Origin of the sequence: Microbacterium protaetiae (genome assembly GCF_004135285.1) — a bacterium.
Classification (GTDB): Bacteria; Actinomycetota; Actinomycetes; order Actinomycetales; family Microbacteriaceae; genus Microbacterium; species Microbacterium protaetiae.
The window spans coordinates 1,276,721-1,295,090 of record NZ_CP035494.1; the positions used below are offsets into that span (position 1 = coordinate 1,276,721).

19 protein-coding genes are annotated in these 18,370 nt (G+C 69.9%); 13 read left to right on the forward strand and 6 right to left on the reverse strand.

Annotated features, from left to right (window positions below; genetic code table 11):
• Positions 1 to 194 precede the first annotated feature (194 nt).
• Entirely contained in the window at positions 195 to 1,076 is an 882-nt protein-coding gene (locus ET475_RS05890; RefSeq protein WP_129387128.1) for an NAD(P)H-binding protein, read from the reverse strand.
• 95 nt (positions 1,077 to 1,171) lie between these two features.
• Here ET475_RS05890 and ET475_RS05895 point away from each other — a divergent pair, with 95 nt between their 5' ends.
• Both ET475_RS05895 and ET475_RS05900 read left to right on the forward strand, forming a co-directional pair.
• Complete coding sequence (locus ET475_RS05895; protein WP_129387131.1) at positions 1,172 to 1,732, forward strand: TetR/AcrR family transcriptional regulator; 561 nt, start codon at positions 1,172 to 1,174, stop codon at positions 1,730 to 1,732.
• Positions 1,733 to 1,882: 150 nt separating this feature from the next.
• Positions 1,883 to 2,179, forward strand: a complete 297-nt coding sequence (locus ET475_RS05900; protein WP_129387134.1) for a DUF503 domain-containing protein — start codon at positions 1,883 to 1,885, stop codon at positions 2,177 to 2,179.
• Here the strand turns inward: ET475_RS05900 and ET475_RS05905 are convergent.
• From ET475_RS05905 to ET475_RS05920, 4 genes are all read right to left on the reverse strand, one after another.
• On the reverse strand, positions 2,176 to 2,541 hold the full coding sequence (locus ET475_RS05905; RefSeq protein ID WP_129387137.1) for a DUF5615 family PIN-like protein: 366 nt from the start codon (positions 2,539 to 2,541) through the stop codon (positions 2,176 to 2,178). The genes ET475_RS05900 and ET475_RS05905 overlap by 4 nt on opposite strands.
• Positions 2,538 to 2,960: a hypothetical protein gene (locus tag ET475_RS05910; RefSeq protein ID WP_207205423.1), complete on the reverse strand. Its 423-nt coding sequence runs from the start codon at positions 2,958 to 2,960 to the stop codon at positions 2,538 to 2,540. Before ET475_RS05910 ends, ET475_RS05905 begins: the two co-directional genes overlap by 4 nt.
• A 22-nt stretch (positions 2,961 to 2,982) precedes the next feature.
• A complete protein-coding gene (locus ET475_RS05915) occupies positions 2,983 to 3,279 on the reverse strand; it encodes a hypothetical protein (RefSeq protein ID WP_129387140.1) in 297 nt (98 codons plus the stop codon).
• A 132-nt stretch (positions 3,280 to 3,411) separates the two neighbouring features.
• Positions 3,412 to 4,074 (reverse strand): GntR family transcriptional regulator, encoded by a 663-nt coding sequence (locus tag ET475_RS05920; protein WP_129387143.1) that lies wholly within the window; start codon positions 4,072 to 4,074, stop codon positions 3,412 to 3,414.
• Between the two features lie 74 nt (positions 4,075 to 4,148).
• Between ET475_RS05920 and ET475_RS05925 the strand changes: the two genes are divergently transcribed.
• The 11 genes from ET475_RS05925 (at position 4,149) to ET475_RS05970 (ending at position 16,887) form a co-directional block, all read left to right on the forward strand.
• On the forward strand, positions 4,149 to 5,483 hold the full coding sequence (locus ET475_RS05925) for an MFS transporter (protein WP_207205424.1): 1,335 nt from the start codon (positions 4,149 to 4,151) through the stop codon (positions 5,481 to 5,483).
• Between the two features lie 109 nt (positions 5,484 to 5,592).
• Positions 5,593 to 7,080, forward strand: coding sequence for an IS1096 element passenger TnpR family protein (locus tag ET475_RS05930; protein WP_129387146.1), 1,488 nt, complete (start codon positions 5,593 to 5,595; stop codon positions 7,078 to 7,080).
• A 106-nt stretch (positions 7,081 to 7,186) separates the two neighbouring features.
• Positions 7,187 to 8,605, forward strand: a complete 1,419-nt coding sequence (locus tag ET475_RS05935; RefSeq protein ID WP_129387150.1) for a hypothetical protein — start codon at positions 7,187 to 7,189, stop codon at positions 8,603 to 8,605.
• 129 nt (positions 8,606 to 8,734) lie between these two features.
• On the forward strand, positions 8,735 to 10,009 hold the full coding sequence (locus tag ET475_RS05940) for a M18 family aminopeptidase (RefSeq protein WP_129387153.1): 1,275 nt from the start codon (positions 8,735 to 8,737) through the stop codon (positions 10,007 to 10,009).
• Between the two features lie 91 nt (positions 10,010 to 10,100).
• On the forward strand, positions 10,101 to 10,592 hold the full coding sequence (locus ET475_RS05945) for a bifunctional nuclease family protein (protein ID WP_129387156.1): 492 nt from the start codon (positions 10,101 to 10,103) through the stop codon (positions 10,590 to 10,592).
• A 164-nt stretch (positions 10,593 to 10,756) separates the two neighbouring features.
• Entirely contained in the window at positions 10,757 to 11,815 is a 1,059-nt protein-coding gene (locus ET475_RS05950) for an FAD-binding oxidoreductase (RefSeq protein ID WP_207205425.1), read from the forward strand.
• Positions 11,739 to 12,131 (forward strand): hypothetical protein, encoded by a 393-nt coding sequence (locus ET475_RS17950; RefSeq protein ID WP_207205426.1) that lies wholly within the window; start codon positions 11,739 to 11,741, stop codon positions 12,129 to 12,131. Before ET475_RS05950 ends, ET475_RS17950 begins: the two co-directional genes overlap by 77 nt.
• Before the next feature lie 202 nt (positions 12,132 to 12,333).
• Positions 12,334 to 13,509 carry an ROK family transcriptional regulator gene (locus tag ET475_RS05955; protein ID WP_129387159.1) on the forward strand — a complete coding sequence of 392 codons (1,176 nt, stop codon included), beginning with the start codon at positions 12,334 to 12,336 and terminating at the stop codon, positions 13,507 to 13,509.
• Between the two features lie 103 nt (positions 13,510 to 13,612).
• Positions 13,613 to 14,728, forward strand: coding sequence for a sugar ABC transporter substrate-binding protein (locus ET475_RS05960; protein WP_129387162.1), 1,116 nt, complete (start codon positions 13,613 to 13,615; stop codon positions 14,726 to 14,728).
• A 75-nt stretch (positions 14,729 to 14,803) separates the two neighbouring features.
• Positions 14,804 to 15,616: an ATP-binding cassette domain-containing protein gene (locus ET475_RS05965; protein ID WP_422879941.1), complete on the forward strand. Its 813-nt coding sequence runs from the start codon at positions 14,804 to 14,806 to the stop codon at positions 15,614 to 15,616.
• Positions 15,613 to 16,887, forward strand: coding sequence for a sugar ABC transporter permease (locus ET475_RS05970; RefSeq protein ID WP_129387168.1), 1,275 nt, complete (start codon positions 15,613 to 15,615; stop codon positions 16,885 to 16,887). Before ET475_RS05965 ends, ET475_RS05970 begins: the two co-directional genes overlap by 4 nt.
• A gap of 224 nt (positions 16,888 to 17,111) precedes the next feature.
• Here ET475_RS05970 and ET475_RS05975 read toward each other — a convergent pair whose 3' ends face one another.
• Complete coding sequence (locus ET475_RS05975; RefSeq protein ID WP_242497787.1) at positions 17,112 to 18,281, reverse strand: ROK family transcriptional regulator; 1,170 nt, start codon at positions 18,279 to 18,281, stop codon at positions 17,112 to 17,114.
• Positions 18,282 to 18,370: the final 89 nt, after the last annotated feature.

An 18,370-nucleotide genomic window follows, 5' to 3' on the forward strand; every position in this document is an offset into this window, starting at 1 on the left:
TCCCTCGTGAGGAACCAGCGACACTCGGCGAAGAGCCGTGGGCGCTCGACGTCCCCACCTTGGCACGGGCCTCCGACACGCACCACCCCCTGAGCGTCTCGACTCGCTTCGCTCGCTCAACGACCGGGAGGGGCTCTCAACGACCGGGGCTCTCAACGAGCGGGGAGCTGCCACACAACGACGGAGACGGGCGCTCAGGCCACGGCATCCCGCATCAACGGCGCAAGCACCTGCCGGCACCAGGTGCGGAAATGGGTGGGGGCGATCTGCGCCCGCGGCCAGTCTTCGTCGTAGATGCCCCCGTCTTGCGCCGCGAACATCTCGGTGAGATCCTGCACCGTCCGCGCGCTCGCGCCGTGCGCTTTCAGCAGCGCGGCGAACTCGTCGAGCATCATACGGCGATAGGCCACCGGCATTCCGAGCTCTTCCGCCATGACGGCGGCCATCTCAGAGGGGGTGAGCCGGTCGGGACCGTACAGCGGCACGTCAGCGGTGCCCGACCATGACAGGTCGGTGAGCAGCTCGGCCGCCGCCGCGGCGATGTCATCGGTCGCGATCGAGGCCAGCGGCCGGTCGGCCGCGCACGTGAGCGAGAACGCGCCGCTGCGAATGGCATCGAGCTGGCCGAGCAGGTTCTCCAGGTAATAGGGCATCGACAGGGCCCGGTAGGCGGCACCGGATGCCGCGAGCTCGGCGTCCATCACGAACGCCGCCGACAGCACCCCGGCGGGCGAGGTCCACCCGTGTCCCGCACTCGTGACGCCGACGACGTGGCCGACACCCTGCCGGGAGACGGCGGCCGCACCGGCGCGGGCGAAGTCGAGATAGTGCTCCGCGGCGCTGGGCGCGCGCGGGTTCGGTGGAACCAGCCAGAAGAGCGCGTCGGCGCCGGCGAGGGCCCGGTCGAGCACTGCCGGGTCGTTGTGCGAGCCTTCGACAACGTCGACGCGCGTGCGCACTTCAGCAGCAAGTCGCGAGGCATCGCGGACGATGACGCGCAGCTGTTCGCCGCGCTCGAGCAGTAGTTGCACGAGTCGGCTGCCGATGTGCCCTGTGGGTGTGGTGATGACGATCATAGGTTCTCCTCGATTAACATGAATCGGACTTCCGGTTCCGAATGTAGTGCGGAATGGCGTCTCGGGTCAACCGCTCGCGCTAGGGTGGTGCCGTCATGACTGCTCCCGATCAGCCGTTGCGCGCGGACGCCCGTCGCAACCGCGAGGCCGTGCTCGATGCCGCGAGCGCGCTGTTCGCGCAGCACGGCGGAGACGTACAGATGAACGACATCGCCGAACGCGCGGGCGTCGGTGTCGGCACGCTGTACCGCCACTTCTCCGACAAACAGTCGCTGCAGGCGGCGATCATCGGCCGCCGTTTCGCCGCCGTCGCCGGTCTCGCCGAGCGGGCCGAGAAGATCGACGACCCATGGGCGGCGCTCGAGGCGGTGCTGCGCGGCTACCTCGAGGCCGCCGACGCCGACGCCGGGTTCCGCTTCTCGATTCTCAGCCCGATCGAGCCGGCCTGGGACGACATCGTGCGCGAGAAGGCGGGCTTTGCCGCCAGCGTCGCGCGCATCACCCAGCGAGCCGCCGACGCCGGCCTCGTGCGCTCGGATTTCACCGCCGACGACTTCATTCTGCTCACCCGTGGGGCGATGGCGAACATGGGCGGCGAGCACGAAGGGTGGCGGCGCTTCCTCGCGCTGGCTCTCGAGGGCGTGCGCGTGACGTGAGGCTGCGGCACGCGGCGGGTCGTTTCGACTCGCTTCGCTCGCTCAACGACCGGGACGGGCTCGCTCAACGACCGGGAGGGGCTCGCTCAACGACCGGGAGGGGCTCGCTCAACTCAACGCCCGGCGGCATCCACCTGCCATACTCACGACATGTGGATCGGGTGGATCGAGTTCGACCTGCTGCTCGGCGACGTGCACTCGCTGAAAGAGAAGCGCGCTATCGTGCGCCCGCTGCTGGCCGATCTGAGCCGTCGCGCCGAAGTCTCCGCCGCAGAGGTCGGCGCGCACGACCTGCATCGGCGCACCCAGCTGGGCGTCTCGGTCGTCGGCGCGGAATCCGCGCACGTACGCGACGTGCTCGACCGCGCCGAGCGACTGCTGGGCGACGAGCATCCCGAGATCACGATGCTGTCGGCGCACCGCGGACTGCTCTCGAGCGACGACTAAACGAGCCAGTCCTCGACAGGCCGATCCGTGACATCGTCGGCCGCCAACCACTCGTTCAGGGCAGCGACGATGGCCGCCACGCGGTCACCACGCCCCCGCGGAAACCGCCGTGGTGGCGCAAGAAGGAGCGCGGCGAGGGGAGTGCCCGTTGCCGCGGCTTCCATGAGGAGAGGCCGGAAGTCCTTGATGTTCTCGGTGACGATGCGACGGCCGGATTCCGCGGCCGCACGGAACACGTCGGCATCCGGTGCTCCCCGCAGCTCGGGATCGGCGACGACGGCGACCACGTCATGGCCGCGCTCGCGCAACGCCGCGGCGATCGACTCGCCGCAGTGCTCGTCGAGGAGCAGGCGCGAGGTCATGCCAGAAGTCGCTGTTGCGACTCCCAGGAGCGCAGCGCTTCGTCGGCGGCCCGCTCGTTCTCCGCAATCTCGCCGTCGATCTCCTCGGCGTGCGCACCGTAATAGGCCAGCGCGACACGCGCCCGTCCGACGGGCAGGCCGAAATCGACGGCGACAACCTCAAGAGCACTGTCGCCCCGGCGGTCGGCGTCGCGCAGCGCGGCGACGATCTCCCACACATCCGGGCCTGCCGCCAGGGCGGCGCGCCGCCCTGACGCGCCGTCGCGGAACACGATTCCGGGAAATTCCTGCGCGCGCAGGCCTTCGTCGACGAGGCGCTGGGCCCACCCCGACGGCGTGGCGCCGCGCGCGGCCGCACCTCGCCGCAGTCGATGGAGCAGTGCCGCGTCGAACCGAATCGAGAGCGGAGTCGTCATCATGCACTACATCGTAGCGCATCGCCTACTTCGAGCGCGAGGGCTTCCACGTGATCTTCACCGTCGCCTCGGCCTCGGCGACAGCAGCGTCGATCGTGGGAAACGCGACCGAATCGGGCCGCGGCTTTTTCGTGCCGGCGCCGGCGAACCGCACGTAATACAGCAGCCGATCGGGGCCGAACGGCGTGGGCGTCTGCCCGCGCTCGAGCTCGCCATTCACGTCGGCCAGCTCGTACCAGTAGTCATACGGCAACCCGACGACATCGACGGGCTTGATGTCGCCGGCCTCACTTATCCACGTGCCGCTGCGCAGAATCCTCATATGTACAAGGATGCCCCGGCGTCAGAGCGCCAGGTACAGCCGCAGCGCACTGTCGAACCCCGGTCGACTCTGGTGGCACGAGAACCTGGAAGGGGCACACCCGGGTCGTGTGGGAGGTGACCGCGGGTACGACTACTCCCCGACGATCTGCAGCCCGCGCGCGCCGAGCACGCGGCGGTCGGCGCGCAGCGACGCGAGCAGGCGGTCGAGGTTCGCCTGGGTGTGCCGGGCGATGGCGGATGCCGCGGCCTGCGGATCGCGAGCACGCACGGCATCGACGATCGCGGCGTGCTCATGCCATGCGGCATCCCGGTCCTGCGCGCTGCGCAGCTCAAGCCATCGCGCCCGAGCCATGCGGGTGACGGCATCCCGGACCGCCTGCGTGAGGAAGGGATTGCCACCGAGCGCGGCGAGCCCCTCGTGGAACTCGGACCCGCGGCGCATGCCGGCGTCTTCACCCTCGGGCACCTCGTCGATCACGAGGGCGGCCAGCTCGTCGTCGGTGGCCCGTTCGCACGCGAGCCGCGCCGCGGCCGCCTCGACGGCTTCGCGATACTCGGCGAGCGCGGCGACCTCATCGAGGTCGATCGGGGTGACCCGCCACGCGCGCCCATCGCGGGCGACGAGTCCCTCACCGGCCAGGCGCATCAGCGCCGCGCGCACGGGCGTGCGGCTGGCGCCGTACTCGGCTTCGAGTCCGCGCTCGCTCAGAGTCGCACCCGGCACTATCCGAAGCGACAGGATCGCCTGTCGCACCCGGTCGTAGACAAGGTCGGTCTGCGAGGTCGTGGCCATCGATGCTCCTGTCGCCGATTTGCCGGCTTTGTTGGTATACCAGTACGGTATACCAACAAAGGACGGGAACCCTGATGAGAACACAGCACGTCGGCGCGGTGCGGCCGTGGGCCATGCTCGGCGTCGCGGTTCTCGCCCAGGCCGCCGGCACGGTGTTCCAGTCGGCACCCGCCTTTCTCATCCCGCTTCTGCACACGCAGCGCGGCGTGCCCCTGGCTCAGGCGGGGCTGCTCGCATCGGCGCCGACACTCGGACTCGTGCTCACCCTCGTGGCATGGGGTGCGCTGACCGACCGCGTCGGCGAGCGCTGGGTGATAGCCGGCGGCATGGCCCTGACAGCCCTCGCCGCCCTCGGCGCTGTCTTCGCCTCGGGCTATCTCGGACTGGGCGGGTTTCTGCTGCTGGGCGGCGCGGCCTCGGCCAGCACGAATGCCGCCAGCGGGCGCGTCGTGGTCGGCTGGTTCCCGAAGAATCGACGGGGGCTGGCCATGGGCATCCGGCAGATGTGCCAGCCGCTGGGCGTCGCCGTGGCGGCGCTGGCGATTCCACCGCTGGCGGCATCGGGCGGCGTTGGCGCCGCCATGGTGCTGCCGCTCGTGCTGACCGCCGTGCTCGCGGTGGCCAGTGCCGTGCTGATCATCGATCCGCCCCGGCCGGCACGCGCGGCGACACCGACGGCACGTCCGGCCAATCCCTATCGGTCGCGCGCAGGTCTGGTGCGCATCCATGTCGCTTCGGCGCTGCTGGTCGTTCCGCAGTTCACCGTGTCGATCTTCGGCCTGATCTGGCTGACCGCCGACCGCGGCATGACCGCGACGGCGGCGGGTGTGGTCGTGGGTGTCTCGCAATTCATCGGCGCCCTCGGACGTGTCGCTATCGGAATGCTGTCAGATCGCGTGAACAGCCGGCTTCGCCCGCTGCGGCACGTGGCGTGGGCCGCGGCGGCGGTGATGGTGCTGCTGGGCGTGAGCGAGCTGGCCCCCGCCGCCGTCGGCGTCGCAGCGTTGATCGTCGCCGCAGCCGTGACGGTTGCCGACAACGGACTGGCCTACACCGCGGTGGCCGAGATCGCCGGGCCGTTCTGGTCGGGGCGCGCCCTGGGCACCCAGAACACCGGACAGTTCCTGGCCGCCTCGATCGTCGGGCCCGCCGTCGGCGGCCTGATCACGCTGGTCGGCTTTCCCCTCGCCTTCGCCGCCGTCGCCCTGGCACCGGTGGTGGCCGTGCCGATCATCCCGCGTGAGGACACCGATGGGGTGGATGCCGCGGGCCCGGATGCCGCGAGGGTGGATGCCACGGGACCGGATGCCGCGAAGGTGGATGCCACGAAGGTGGATGCCGCGGACCGCGATGCCGCGGCTGTGAATGACGCGGGGCGCGATGCGGTGACGTCGCGGCGGGGCCGCTGAGCGGCATCCCGGCACCGTTTCCTCCCCAACCCGGCCGCACGCGCCAGTTATCCACGGATCGTCCCTGCGGCCCCCACGGGATGCCGCGGCCCGCGTAGCGTCTCGGGTCATGGAGACCACCACCCTCGACCTCGCCCTGTCCCTGCACATCGTGCTTCGCGGAGTCGATCCGCCCGTCGAGCGCACCCTTGTCATGAGCATGCAGCACAGCCTCGCCGACCTGCACCGCGCCATTCAGTGCGCGTTCGACGGCGACGCGGGCATGCGCCACATGTTCAGCGATCAAGAGCCGTTCCCGCGCGGATATCCCGACTCCCGCGGGTATCGCGAAGACGCCTGCACGTGGACGCTGCGGCAAGATCACTACGGGTGGCGGCCACGCCGGCGCTGGGGCGACACCTGGACGATGATCGACTGGCGCGACCCGAACGTTCTCAGCGAGGCCGATGCCACCCTGCCCTCGGCGTTCGAAGACGGCGGCCGTCTGCATTATCGGTGCAGCGACCCGCGGGAGCTGGGCAGCGACGCCTGGTTCTCGATCGACGCACAACCGGTGGCCGGTGCCGAACCGTCCACCCGTGTCGTGGATGGTCGCGGGCGTTCCCCGCTCTCGCTGGTAGCCGTCGACGACTACCGGCAGCTGCTGCGGGCGTATGCCGACCCGCGGCATCCCGAACATGACGACGCATGCACGCGCCTGGAACGGGCGTCGGGGCCGTGGGCCTCATTCGACCCGTTGGCGTTCGATACGGAGTGCGTGCAGCGGCGCCTCGACCGCGACGGGGCGCCCGGGCACGTGCGGGGTTCACGACGGACGGTCATCGATGCTGTCACCGAGGCCCTGCCCTCGTCGAACGCGGCCGGGCTGTACCGGCACACGCACGATGCCGGGCTCGATGAGGCACCGGCGATCGAGCCCGACGAGGCCGCGCGCTTCACGCGGCCGTTCGGCTGGCTGATCGAGCATTGCCGTGAGGGGCTGCCGCTGCACGACGGGCGACTGCGCGACGAGGTGCGGGAGCAGTGGGCGGATGCCGGTGGCATCAGCCTCGCGCAGACGACACAGCTGCAGTCGTTGGCGCGAAAGCTTCGCCTGGTGCGCAGTCTGCAGGGGCGCCTTCTCACCATGAAGGCCGCGCTCCCCTTCGCTGACGACCCGCTGGCCCTCTGGAGCGCCCTGGCGGCGCGGTTGCTCGACAGCGACGGATATCAGCTGCGGTTGTCCGATGCGCTGTTTCTGCTGGCGATCGCCGACGGCTCGATCACCCGATCCGGTCACGACGGCGGTCTTGATCGCATCGCGCGGGCGCACGACGCATGCGTGCACGTTCACGAGACGGTTCGCTGCCTGCCGCAGGAAGACGACTTCGCGTTCGCGTGGCCTCTGCCGCCACGCCCGGTCGAGCACATCACCGCCGACGAGATCCGGCCGCTCGTCGCGCCGCTCGCCGAGCGCCTGGAGCCGCTCGGCCTGAGCCGGCTCACGCCCGACACCTGGCTGGCAACGCCCCTGATGCGCGACTTCGCGCGCGCCGCACTGCAGGTGCAGACCACGGCGAAGCTGTCGTTTGCGAAGTCGCATGAGCTCGACTTCTGATGCCTGTCGGACCGGGGATGCGGCAGCCCGGTCGCTCCGTGCCCGGATATCACCCTCCGGCACCGTTGATCGATAGCATTCGGGTGTCCGACCGAGGAGAACGCAGATGAGCGACGAACGGCCCCCGTCTCTGGAACCGAGCGCGGAAAGTCCCGCGCAGCACTTTCCGCCGGTGCCGCCGATGCCGCCGGTGCCACCCCGGCCGCCACTGCCCGGCGCGCCCGGCGCCGGCGGCGCCGCGCCCCACGGGTCCGCTGCACTCGGTGCGCCCCGTGCCGGTTCCGATGCGAATGCACGACTGGCCAGCGCTGAACTGCGCGCGCTGGTCGCGCCTTCCGGCTGGAAGGTGACCGCGCTGCTGTGCGCCACCGTGGTCGGCACGGCGCTGGTCATGGCGATCATCAGCTACCTCGCCGTGGGCATTCGACTGGGCGGCGGCAGCATCGAGATCACGTCCCCGCTCGGCTGGATCGCGGTGCTGTGGGCGACGATCCTCGGCGGGGGAGTCGCCGGTCGGGCCGAGGGCTCGCTGTTCGGCGGTTTCACGGCCTCTGCGACCGCCGAACTCTCGATCGTGGCCGTCGGCGCTTTTGTCGTCATCATCGTGCTGGCAGTGGCGATCACGCGCCTGGCCGAGCGCGGCGGCCGGACACGTCCGCGGTGGGTGCTGGTGATGCGGTCGGTGCTCGAAGCCCTCATGGTCGCGGTGGTGGTCACGGTGCTGGCCGCATTCATCCGCGTCGGTGCGGGCGGCTCCGGCACGATTCTGGAGGCGTCCTTCACCGTGTCGGCGCACCCGTTCCGCATTTTCGCCCTGACGTTTCTCGTCGTTGCCGGCTCGACGTTCTTCGCCCGGCTGCGCCGGGCGCCGCACAGCCGCGCCTGGGGTGCGTTCACGGTCGCCGCGCGCGAAGCAGGCTGGTATGCCGCTATTCCGTTGGCCCTGCTGACCGCCGGCGCACTCGTGGGCTTCATCGTCGCGGCGATCCACGCCGAAGCGCCCGAGGCGTTCCTGTTGTGGGTGCCGCTCGGACTCAACGCCGCCGCCCTCGCCTTCGGCGCGGCACAGTTCGGCGGTGTGCGGCTGACCGGGTTCCCCACTCTGGAACGCAGCTACCACCTCTGGGATCTTGTCGGCGGCTGGAGCGCGTTGATCATCGTGGCCACGATGCTCGTACTTCTCTACCTGACGGTGTTCCTCGGAACCCGACGCGCACGCACGGGCCGCTTCACCGCCGGTCGGGTGTGGCAGCTTCCTGTCATCGTGTTGATCGGTTCCACGATCGCATCGTTCGTTCTTCTGTCCATCCGCCTCAGCGGTTCGGCGTTCGGCAGCACGGCCGCCGCCCAGCTGATGCCGTCATGGGAGACACCGTTTCTGCTCGCGCTCTTCGCGTTGGCCGTGTCGCTGGGCGCCGAGGGAGCCCCGGCCGTCGTCTACGCCGTAAGCCCCACGCTGCTCGGCCGCCTTGCCGGACGCAGGGCTGCCGCCGCATGGGTAGCCGGCGCGCCGAGGCGTGCGTGACGGTACCGACCAAAAAAGGATGCCGCGTGCCCGATGGTGACCCGGGCGTGAGATCCGGCCGGGACCCGGGAACGACCTGCGCTGCCGCGTACGATCGAAACACCGCATCCGTTCTTCCAGGGAGGCCCTGTGCCCACGCCCGATGCCCTCGCCCACGCCGACGACCTCGCCGCTTTCATCGCGGCCTCGCCGTCGAGCTATCACGCCGCCGCCGAGGTGGCGCGCCGACTCGAGGCATCCGGCTTCGTCCGTCTGGATGAGACCGAAGCGTGGCCGGCACAGGTCGGCGGCCGGTTCGTCGTGGTGCGCGACGGTGCGGCCATCGCGTGGACGGTTCCCCCGGAGGCGACCCCGACGACTGCCGCGCACGTGTTCGGCGCCCACACCGACTCCCCCGGCTTCAAGCTCAAGCCGCAGCCGACCACCGGCACGCGCGGGTGGCTGCAGGCCGGCGTCGAGGTCTACGGCGGGCCGCTGCTGAACTCGTGGCTCGACCGCGAGCTCACCCTGGCCGGTCGCGTCGTGCTCGACGACGGCACGCCGGTGCTGGCCTCGACCGGCCCGCTGCTGCGGTTGCCGCAGCTGGCCATCCACCTCGACCGGTCGGCGAACGACGGGCTCACCCTGAACCGTCAGACGCACACGCAGCCGGTGTGGGGGCTGGGCGAACCGCAGTCGGCCGACCTGCTGGCGGTCGTGGCCGCAGCGGCCGACATCGACCCGAAGCGCATTCGCGGCTACGACCTGGTGACCGCCGACTCGGCGCCCGGCGCCGTGTTCGGCAACGACGACGCGTTCTTCGCCGCCGGCCGGCTCGACGACCTCGCCTCGGTACACGCGGGAGTGGTCGCCCTTGCACAGCACACCGGCGGCGACCACATCGCGATGCTCGCCGTCTTCGACCATGAAGAGCTGGGGTCGTCGACCCGGTCGGGGGCGGCCGGCCCGTTCCTGGCCGAGGTGCTCGAGCGTGTCTGGCTGGGGCTGGGCGCCGACCGTGAGCAGCAGCTGCGTGCGCGGGCAGCGTCGTGGTGCGTGTCCAGCGATGTCGGACACTCCGTGCACCCCAACTATCCCGAAAAGCACGACCCGGTCGTGCAGCCACTGCTGGGGTCGGGCCCGATTCTGAAGATCAACGCGAACCAGCGGTATGCGACCGATGCCGCCGGTGCGGCCGCCTGGCACGCCTGGTGTGCCGCGGCCGGGGTGACCAGCCAAGAGTTCGTCTCGAACAACGCCGTGCCGTGCGGCTCGACGATCGGACCGATCACCGCGACACGTCTGGGCATTCGCACGGTCGACGTGGGCATCCCCATCCTGTCGATGCACTCCGCGCGCGAGCTGGCCGGGGTCGCCGACCTCGAGGCCCTGGCACGGGTCGCCGGGGCGTTCTTCGCGGCGTAGCCGGCCGCGCTGCGGCATCCATCCCCCACGAGAGCCCATCGCGGCCCCACACGGCGGGCCGCATGCGTACCATGGCGGAACGGGAGGAATCATGGTCCAGGTCCGGGTCGCCGGTGTCGCACTCGACAACACGGGGCAGCACGTGATCCTGCTGCAGCCGATGGACGCGGTCCCCGGTGACAGCCGGCTGCTGCCGATCTGGATCGGTCCGATGGAGGCCACCTCGATCATGGTCGCAATCGAGGGCGCCGAGACGCCGCGCCCTCTTACCCACGACCTGCTGCGCACGACCCTCGAGACCCTCGGCGCTTCTGTCGACAAGGTCGAGGTCACCCGCATCGACGACGGCACCTTCTACGCCGAGATCATCGTGACCGCCGGTGGCGCCGTGCACAGCATCGATGCGCGACCGTCGGATGCCGTGGCCCTGGCCTCGCGCACCGACGCTCCCATCTTCGTGGCCGACGAGGTGCTCGCCGAGGCAGGTGTCGAAGACGTGATCACCGAGGCTGAGGCAGAGGCCGACGTCGAGGAGTTTTCGAAGTTCATCGAGCAGGTCGACCCCGACGACTTCAAGGAGTAGTCGGCGGGTCGGGATGTCGGAGCCCGGTGGCAGAGTGAAGGGTGCCGGCTCCCGATGTATCGAACGCGGCAGGTCGACGCTCTGCGCAAAGGGATTCTGTGTGAGAGGGCCGTGCCGTCCGCTGGGGATGGGACTGCGGCATCCTTCGGGGAAAGGGATCGACGATGACTGTTCTGACCACGACCGACGATGCGATCGCGCGCCTGCGCGGCGTGCTCGGCGATCGACTTCTCACACCCGGCGACGCGGGCTACGACCAGGCGCGCCTGCCGTGGAACCTGGTGACCGACCAGCACCCGCTCGCGGTGGCGCTGCCACACACCGACGACGAGGTCGCGGCGATCGTGCGAGAGGCAGCGGCATCGAGCCTGCACGTCGCCGCGCAGTCGACGGGGCACGGCGCCGGCCCCCTGCGCGGGGTCGACCTCTCACAGACGGTGTTGGTGTCTTTGCGCGCGCTGCGTGGCGTGACCGTCGACGCCGATGCCCGCACCGCCGTCGCGCAGGGCGGAGCGGTCTGGCACGATGTGCTCGCCGCCAGCGCGCCGCACGGGTTGACGGCGCTGCACGGCAGCGCGGGCGACGTGTCGGTCGTCGGCTATGCGCTGAACGGGGGCGTGTCGTTCTACGGCCGCGCGCATGGCCTGGCGGTGAATGCCGTGCGCAGCGTGCGGGTGGTGACCGCCGACGGCGCCCTCGTCACGGCCAGCGCCGAGCAGAATCCCGAGCTGTTCTGGGCGTTGCGCGGAGGGAGCGGGGCGTTCGGCGTGGTCGTCGCGATCGAGGTCGACCTGTTGCCGTACGCCGACGTGTTCGCCGGCCTCATGCTGTGGGACGGATCGCACGCCACCGAGGTCGCGCGCGCCTGGGCGGCGTGGACGACCGGCGTGCCCGAATCGGTGACGACGTCGCTGCGGATCATGCATTTTCCGCCGCTGCCCGAGCTGCCGCCGTTCATCTCCGGGCGTTCGGTCGTCGCCATCGACGGGGCGATTCTCGAAACGGATGCCGCGGCTGCGGCGGTGCTCGCGCCGTTGCGCTCTCTTCAGCCCGAGATGGATACGTTCGCGCGCATTCCCGCCGCCGACCTGACCGCTGTGCACCTGGACCCACCCGAAGCCGTCGCCGGCGGTATCGGATCATGCGATGCTGACCGGCCTCGACGATGCCCTCGTCGACGCGTTCGTCGAGGCGGCCTTCGCCGCACGGCCGATGATCAGTGAGATCCGCCACGCCGGCGGCGCTCTTGCCCGCCCGGTCGCCGGCAGCGGTGCGGTCGACGCGCTGGAGGGCGACTATCTTCTCTCGACGGTGACGATAGCGCCCGTCCCCGAGGCGGTGCCCGCCGGCATCGCCGCTACGAGCGCAGTGGTCGAGGCTCTGCGGGCGGGGCACGGCCCGGGACTTGCCCTCACCTTCGTCGACGTACCCGGGCGTGACCTGACGCCGGGGTTCGGCCAGAGCGCCGCGCGGCTGTCTGAACTGCGCCGGAGATACGACCCGGCGGGGATGTTCGTCGCGGCGCGCCCGGTGGGGTGAGGGCGCGGCATCGCTGCCGCGCGCATGCCCACGCGCCCACGCCCACTCGCACCCCAGCGCCAGCGCCCGCGCCACTCGCACGCCCGCGCCAGCGCCCGCGCCACTCGCACGCCCGCCGCCCGCGCCCACGCCCACGCCCACGCCCACGCGTCGAGCATGACGCAGAAGTGGCGATCCGCGGCCGGGCCGGTAATGTGTGCTCGTGGCAACCCAACGGCGGACTCCGGGCTCTCAGACTTCACTTCGTGAAGCCAACCGGGCTCGAATCGTCGCCGCCATCAAGAAGCACGGCAGTCTCACGCAGGTCGAACTCGCCGGCGTCACGGGCCTGTCGCCGGCCTCGGTTTCGAATATCGTACGCGAGCTCGTCGCCGGCGGCGTGCTGCGCACGAGCCCGAGCACACGCAGCGGCCGCCGTGCCACGCTGGTGTCGTTCGCCCGCGCCGTCGGGCTCGTCGCCGGCATCCACGTGTCCAGCCGTCACTTGCGGGTCATCGTCGCCGACGTGAACTGCACCGTGCTCGGCGAGCACCACATGCCGCTGGCGCGCGATCATCGCGCCGACAACGAGCTCGACCGGGCGTCGCTGCTGCTGTCTGACATGCTCGGCGACCTCGACTCGGCCATCGACGAACTGGTCGGCGTCGGGCTCGCCATCTCGGCGCCGATCGAACGCTCGACCGGGCGAGTGGCCGGCCGCGGCATCCTGCGCGGGTGGACCGGGGTCGACATTCCCGCCGTGATGCACCGACGGCTGCGCCGCCCGGTCTACGTCGACAACGCGTCGAATCTCTCCGCCCTCGCCGAAGCCCGGCTGGGCGCGGGCCGCGGCAAGCAGAACATGATCTTCCTCGACATCGGCGACGGCATCGGGTCGGGCCTGGTCCTGGGCGGCCAGGTGCTGCACGGGCACAACGGCACTGCCGGCGAACTCGGCCACACGATCATCCTCGAAGACGGCCCGCTGTGCCGATGCGGAAACCGCGGATGCCTCGAGGCGATCGCCGGCGGACCCGCGATCCTCGACCGGCTCGAACCCGACGGTGGCACCATGAAGCTCAGCGACATCGTGGTGCGGGCGATGGCCAACGACGGACCGTGCATCCGCGCCCTGGCCGAAGCGGGCCGGCACATCGGCCTGGCCACCGGCAACCTGTGCAATCTGGTCGATCCCGAGCGGATCGTCGTGGGCGGCGACCTCGCCCGGGCCGGCGAACTGCTGATCGGACCGATTCGTTTGGCCATGGAGCACGCGGTCATCGTCGACGCCTCGCGCGCACCCGATGTCGTACAGGCCCAGCTGGGCGTCGGCGCGGCCGCGATGGGGGCGATCGTGCACGCAATCGACGAGACGAACGTGCGCGCCACCGCCATGTGAGCGACCGTTGCGAAACCGTTGTGTTCAAGTGTTGACGACAAGATGGAGAACCTGTCATGCTCGGAGAGTCGCCACAGTGGTCGGCACAGCAACGGAGGATTCGATGAAGATCACCACCAAGAGAGCGTTGGTCGCAACGACCGCGCTGCTTCTGTCTATGGGCATGCTGTCGGCATGCTCGAACGGCGCGCAGAAGGCCGGAGACAACGGCACCGCCGCGGCCGGTGACGCGAGCTCGGCCAAGATCGGCCTGCTCCTTCCCGACAACGTCACCGAGCGCTATGCCAGCGCCGACAAGCCCTACTTCGAAGAGAAGGTCAAAGACCTCTGCGCGGGCTGCACCGTCAGCTACGCCAACGCCGACGGCGATGCCGCCAAGCAGCAGCAGCAGGCCGAGTCGATGCTCACCCAGGGCGTTGACGTGCTCGTGCTCGACCCGTTCGACGGCAAGGCCGCCGCCGCGATCGTCAACCAGGCCAAGTCGAAGAACGTGCCGGTCATCTCATACGACCGCCTCGTCGACAGCGGCGACGTCTCGTACTACGTGTCGTTCGACAACGAGAAGGTCGGACAGCTTCAGGCACAGGCCCTCGTCGACAAGATGAAGGACCTCGGACTCCCGTCTGACGCCGGCATCATCATGGTCAACGGTTCGCCGACCGACCCGAACGCCGCCCAGTTCAAGAAGGGCGCGCACAGCGTCATCGATGGTTCGGGGCTGAAGGTGCTCGCCGAGTACGACACACCCGGATGGGAGCCCACGAAGGCCCAGGACTGGGTCTCGGGCCAGGTGACCAAGTTCGGCGACAAGATCAAGGGCGTCTATGACGCGAACGACGACACCGCCGGTGGCGCCATCGCGGCCCTCAAGGGCGGCGGCATCACGCCGCTTCCTCCGGTGACGGGTCAGGATGCCGCGCTCTCGGGCATTCAGCGCATCCTCGCGGGCGATCAGTACATGACCGTCTACAAGGCGTTCAAGCCCGAGGCGTACCAGGCAGCCGAGCTGGCCGTGTCGCTGGCCAAGGGCGAGAGCCCGAAGGCCGACGCCAGCGCCGACACCGCGAGCGGAGTCTCCATCCCCTCGTTCCTGCTGACGCCGGTCGCCGTCACGGTCGACAACATCAAGGACACCGTGATCAAGGACGGGCTGTACACGGTAGACCAGATCTGCACGAGCGCCTACAAGGACGCGTGCACGAAGAACGGTCTCGAGTAACACCCTGACGCGCGCGTGCCGGCCGGGCCACCCGGCCGGCACGCGCCCTCCCTGAACGAAGGAGACGCCGTGACCCTGGCATCCGAAATCGACGAACCACGGGCATCCGCCCGCGAACCCGTCCTCTCGATCCGCAACATCTCCAAAGGCTTCGGCGCCGTGCGCGCCCTCACCGATGTCGAGCTGGATGTCTATGCCGGCGAGGTGGTCGCCCTCGTCGGTGACAACGGCGCGGGAAAGTCCACGCTGGTCAAGATCCTCGCGGGGGTGCACTCGGCCGACCACGGCACCATCACCTTCAACGGGTCGCCGGTCTCCATCCCCTCGCCAACCGCTTCGCGCGAGCTGGGCATCGCCACCGTGTTCCAGGACCTCGCGCTGTGCGACAACCTCGATGTGGTCGCCAATCTCTTCCTCGGGCGTGAGCTCGGCACCGGCATGATCAACGAAGAGCTCATGGAGCAGCGCTCGTGGGAGCTGCTGCGCCAGCTGTCGGCCAAGATCCCCTCGGTGCGCATCGCCGTCGCTTCGCTTTCCGGTGGTCAGCGCCAGACCGTCGCCATCGCGCGATCGCTCATCGGCGAGCCGCAGATCGTCATCCTCGACGAGCCCACCGCCGCCCTCGGCGTTGCCCAGACCGCCGAGGTGCTCAACCTCATCGAGCGCCTGCGCGAGCGCGGGCTCGGCGTCATCCTCATCAGCCACAACATGGCCGACGTGCAGGCGGTGGCCGACCGCGTCGTGGTACTGCGCCTGGGCCGCAACAACGGCGTGTTCCGCACCGCCGATGTCAGCTACGAAGACATCGTGGCGGCCATCACCGGCGCCACCGACAACCCCGTCAGCAGCCGCAGCGCCGCGCACCCGACCGAGAAGGACGCACTATGAGCTCTTCGACGCCTCCCGAGACCAGGGACAACTCGGCGCCGACCACCGTCGCGGCCGATCTGCAAGACGAGCGACTGACGCGCAGGGAGGGTCTGCGCGGCGTGCTCAGCGGGTTCGCCACTCGGGTGCGCACCGGTGACATCGGGTCGCTTCCGGTCTTTCTTGGCCTGATCCTCATCTGGATCGTCTTCCAGATTCTCAACCCGCGGTTCCTCTCGGCGACCAACCTCGTCGACCTCACTCTGCAGTGCGCCCCGCTGGGGGTCATCGCGCTGGGTGTCGTGGTTGTGCTGCTGGTGGCACAGATCGACCTGTCGATCGGGTCGTTGAGCGGGCTGGCATCGGCGATTCTCGGTGTCACTTTCGTAAGCTGGAGCTGGCCGATCTGGCTGTCGATCGTGGCCGCACTGGCCATCGGCGCGCTGATCGGATACGTCTACGGCTTCCTTTTCACCCGCTTCGGCGTTCCCACCTTCGTGGTGACGCTTGCCGGCTTGATGGGTTTCCTCGGCGTGCAGTTGTGGGTGCTCGGCCCCAGTGGCACGATCAACCTGCCGTATTCGTCGTGGATCGTGCAGTTCGCCACCTCGTGGTTCCTTCCCCCGTGGCTGGCCTACACGGTCGCCGGTCTGGTCGTTCTGGGGATCGTTGTGAACGACGTCACGAAGGCGCGCCGCCGCACGAAGTCGGGCCTGTCGACCGGCCCCATCTCGTTCATCGTCATCAAGGCGATCGTGATCGCCATCGTGGCCGCGGCAGCGATCACGTGGCTGGCCACCAACCGCGGCGTGTCGGTGATGTTCCTCGTCTTCATCGTGCTGGTCGCGATCATGGCGACGCTGCTGACCCGCACACGGTGGGGCCGCTGGATCTATGCGGTCGGCGGCAACGAAGAGGCCGCCCGGCGCGCGGGCATCAACGTGAAGGCCATCTACATCTCCGCACTCATGATCGGCACGACGCTGGCCACACTCGGCGGCCTCATGGCGGCGGCACGTCTGACCGCGGCGAGCATCTCCAGCGGCGGCGGCACCACCAACCTGGTGGCGATCGCGGCGGCGGTGATCGGCGGCACGAGCCTGTTCGGCGGACGCGGGTCGGCGTGGTCGGCCCTGCTGGGAATCGTCGTGATCCAGTCGATCTTCAACGGTCTGACGCTGCTGAACCTGAGCTCCGATGCGCAGTTCATGGTGACCGGCGCGGTGCTGCTGCTCGCCGTGATCATCGACGCGCTGTCGCGGCGCTCCCGCGCCAGCCACGGCACCGCCTGACCGCGGCATCCGCCTGCCTCCGGCTCGTCCCCTGCCCGCCTCAGGCCCGTCCCACCCGGTCGGTTCCATCCGGTCGGTTCCACCCGGTCTGTTCCACCCGGTCTGTTCCATATCGAATTGTCGAGACCACATCATTCCTGCGTCAGGATGATGTGGTCTCGTCAATTCCATATGGAATTTCCCCCGCTCGGCGGCACGGACGAGCCGCGCGCCGCGGGCGAGGGTCAGTGGGCGAGGGCGGCGATCGGGTCGCGCAGCAGCTCGGCGAACGCCGCCTCAGCCGCCCCGATCAGCAGCCGGTCACCGGCCAGCGTCGCCAGGCGGATGTCGATGTCTTCGCCCGAGGTCGGCATCGACTGCGCCCGCACGTCGGCCAGCAGCCCGGGCAGATCCTGCGCGGCGATCGTCGCGAGAAACCCGCCCAGAACGAGCACCGACGGGTTCAGTCCGTTCACCGCATTGGCCAGCGCGGTCGCCAGGATGCGGCGCTGCCGCGTGACCTCGGCGACCACAGCGGGGTCGCTCGACGACGCCAGAGCCTCGGCCAGCTCCGGCTCGTCGACCGCCCGCAGCCCCACGACATCGAGCAGGCGGCGCCGACTCACTTCGTCTTCGAGCGTGCCCAGCGCGCTGCGCCGATCGTCTTCGCTGGCGACGGCGGGGCGACTCTGACCGAACTCGCCCGCGTATCCGCCGGCTCCCACCAGCGCACGCCCGCCGATGATGATCCCGCCGCCGATGCCGCTCGCGCCGCCGTTGAGGTAGACCACGTGATCCACGCCGCGCGCCGCCCCGAACAAGTGCTCGGCGACCGCACCCATGTTCGCGTCGTTGCCGATCGCCGCCGGTAGTCCGGTCGCCTCGGTGACAAGCGGGCCGAGCGGAGCATCCGTCCACTGCAGATGAGGCGCCGCGCGCACCAGACCGTCGGCCGCACGCACCGGACCGGGCACGGCGACCCCGACCGACAGCACGCGCGCGTCGGCCAGTTCGTCGCCTCGCCACGCCTGGATCTGCGCGGCGATCAGCCGGGCGGTCTCGGCAGGGGTGAGAAGCTCGTTGCGCTCGAGGCGGGCACGAGCGCGGATGCCGCGGTCAAGGCCGACAGCGGCCACGGTGAGGGCGTCCACCTCGGGGTTGGCCGCGACGACCACGGGTCGTGGATCGATGTCGACGACGGGCGAGGGGCGGCCCACCCGGCCGTGCGCCGCCGGTTCGCGCTCGAGCACGAGGCCGGCACCGGTCAACTCGGTCACGAGGTCGCCCACCGTCGAACGGTTCAGGCCCGTGCGCGCGGTGATGATCGCGCGCGAGAGGGGGCCGTTCAGGTGCACGAGACGCAGCACGTGGGAGAGGTTGGCCTCGCGCACACCCGTCTGTTTCGTACGACTCACGCGACCACTGTACGGGATTTGTTGTTCATATCGACGAACCACTGGACGCGGCATCCATTCTGGTATAGGTTGTCACTCACAACATTTGA

Excerpts from the sequence above, each read along its gene's own strand:
- ET475_RS05935 (WP_129387150.1), top strand. The coding sequence starts at position 7,187 with ATGAGCGACGAACGGCCCCCGTCTCTGGAACCGAGCGCGGAAAGTCCC.
- ET475_RS05930 (WP_129387146.1), top strand. The coding sequence starts at position 5,593 with ATGGAGACCACCACCCTCGACCTCGCCCTGTCCCTGCACATCGTGCTT.
- ET475_RS05895 (WP_129387131.1), top strand. The coding sequence starts at position 1,172 with ATGACTGCTCCCGATCAGCCGTTGCGCGCGGACGCCCGTCGCAACCGC.
- ET475_RS05905 (WP_129387137.1), bottom strand. The coding sequence starts at position 2,541 with ATGACCTCGCGCCTGCTCCTCGACGAGCACTGCGGCGAGTCGATCGCC.
- ET475_RS05900 (WP_129387134.1), top strand. The coding sequence starts at position 1,883 with ATGTGGATCGGGTGGATCGAGTTCGACCTGCTGCTCGGCGACGTGCAC.
- ET475_RS17950 (WP_207205426.1), top strand. The coding sequence starts at position 11,739 with ATGCTGACCGGCCTCGACGATGCCCTCGTCGACGCGTTCGTCGAGGCG.
- ET475_RS05910 (WP_207205423.1), bottom strand. The coding sequence starts at position 2,960 with ATGATGACGACTCCGCTCTCGATTCGGTTCGACGCGGCACTGCTCCAT.
- ET475_RS05890 (WP_129387128.1), bottom strand. The coding sequence starts at position 1,076 with ATGATCGTCATCACCACACCCACAGGGCACATCGGCAGCCGACTCGTG.
- ET475_RS05925 (WP_207205424.1), top strand. The coding sequence starts at position 4,149 with ATGAGAACACAGCACGTCGGCGCGGTGCGGCCGTGGGCCATGCTCGGC.
- ET475_RS05945 (WP_129387156.1), top strand. The coding sequence starts at position 10,101 with ATGGTCCAGGTCCGGGTCGCCGGTGTCGCACTCGACAACACGGGGCAG.
- ET475_RS05960 (WP_129387162.1), top strand. The coding sequence starts at position 13,613 with ATGAAGATCACCACCAAGAGAGCGTTGGTCGCAACGACCGCGCTGCTT.
- ET475_RS05920 (WP_129387143.1), bottom strand. The coding sequence starts at position 4,074 with ATGGCCACGACCTCGCAGACCGACCTTGTCTACGACCGGGTGCGACAG.
- ET475_RS05970 (WP_129387168.1), top strand. The coding sequence starts at position 15,613 with ATGAGCTCTTCGACGCCTCCCGAGACCAGGGACAACTCGGCGCCGACC.
- ET475_RS05915 (WP_129387140.1), bottom strand. The coding sequence starts at position 3,279 with ATGAGGATTCTGCGCAGCGGCACGTGGATAAGTGAGGCCGGCGACATC.
- ET475_RS05950 (WP_207205425.1), top strand. The coding sequence starts at position 10,757 with ATGACTGTTCTGACCACGACCGACGATGCGATCGCGCGCCTGCGCGGC.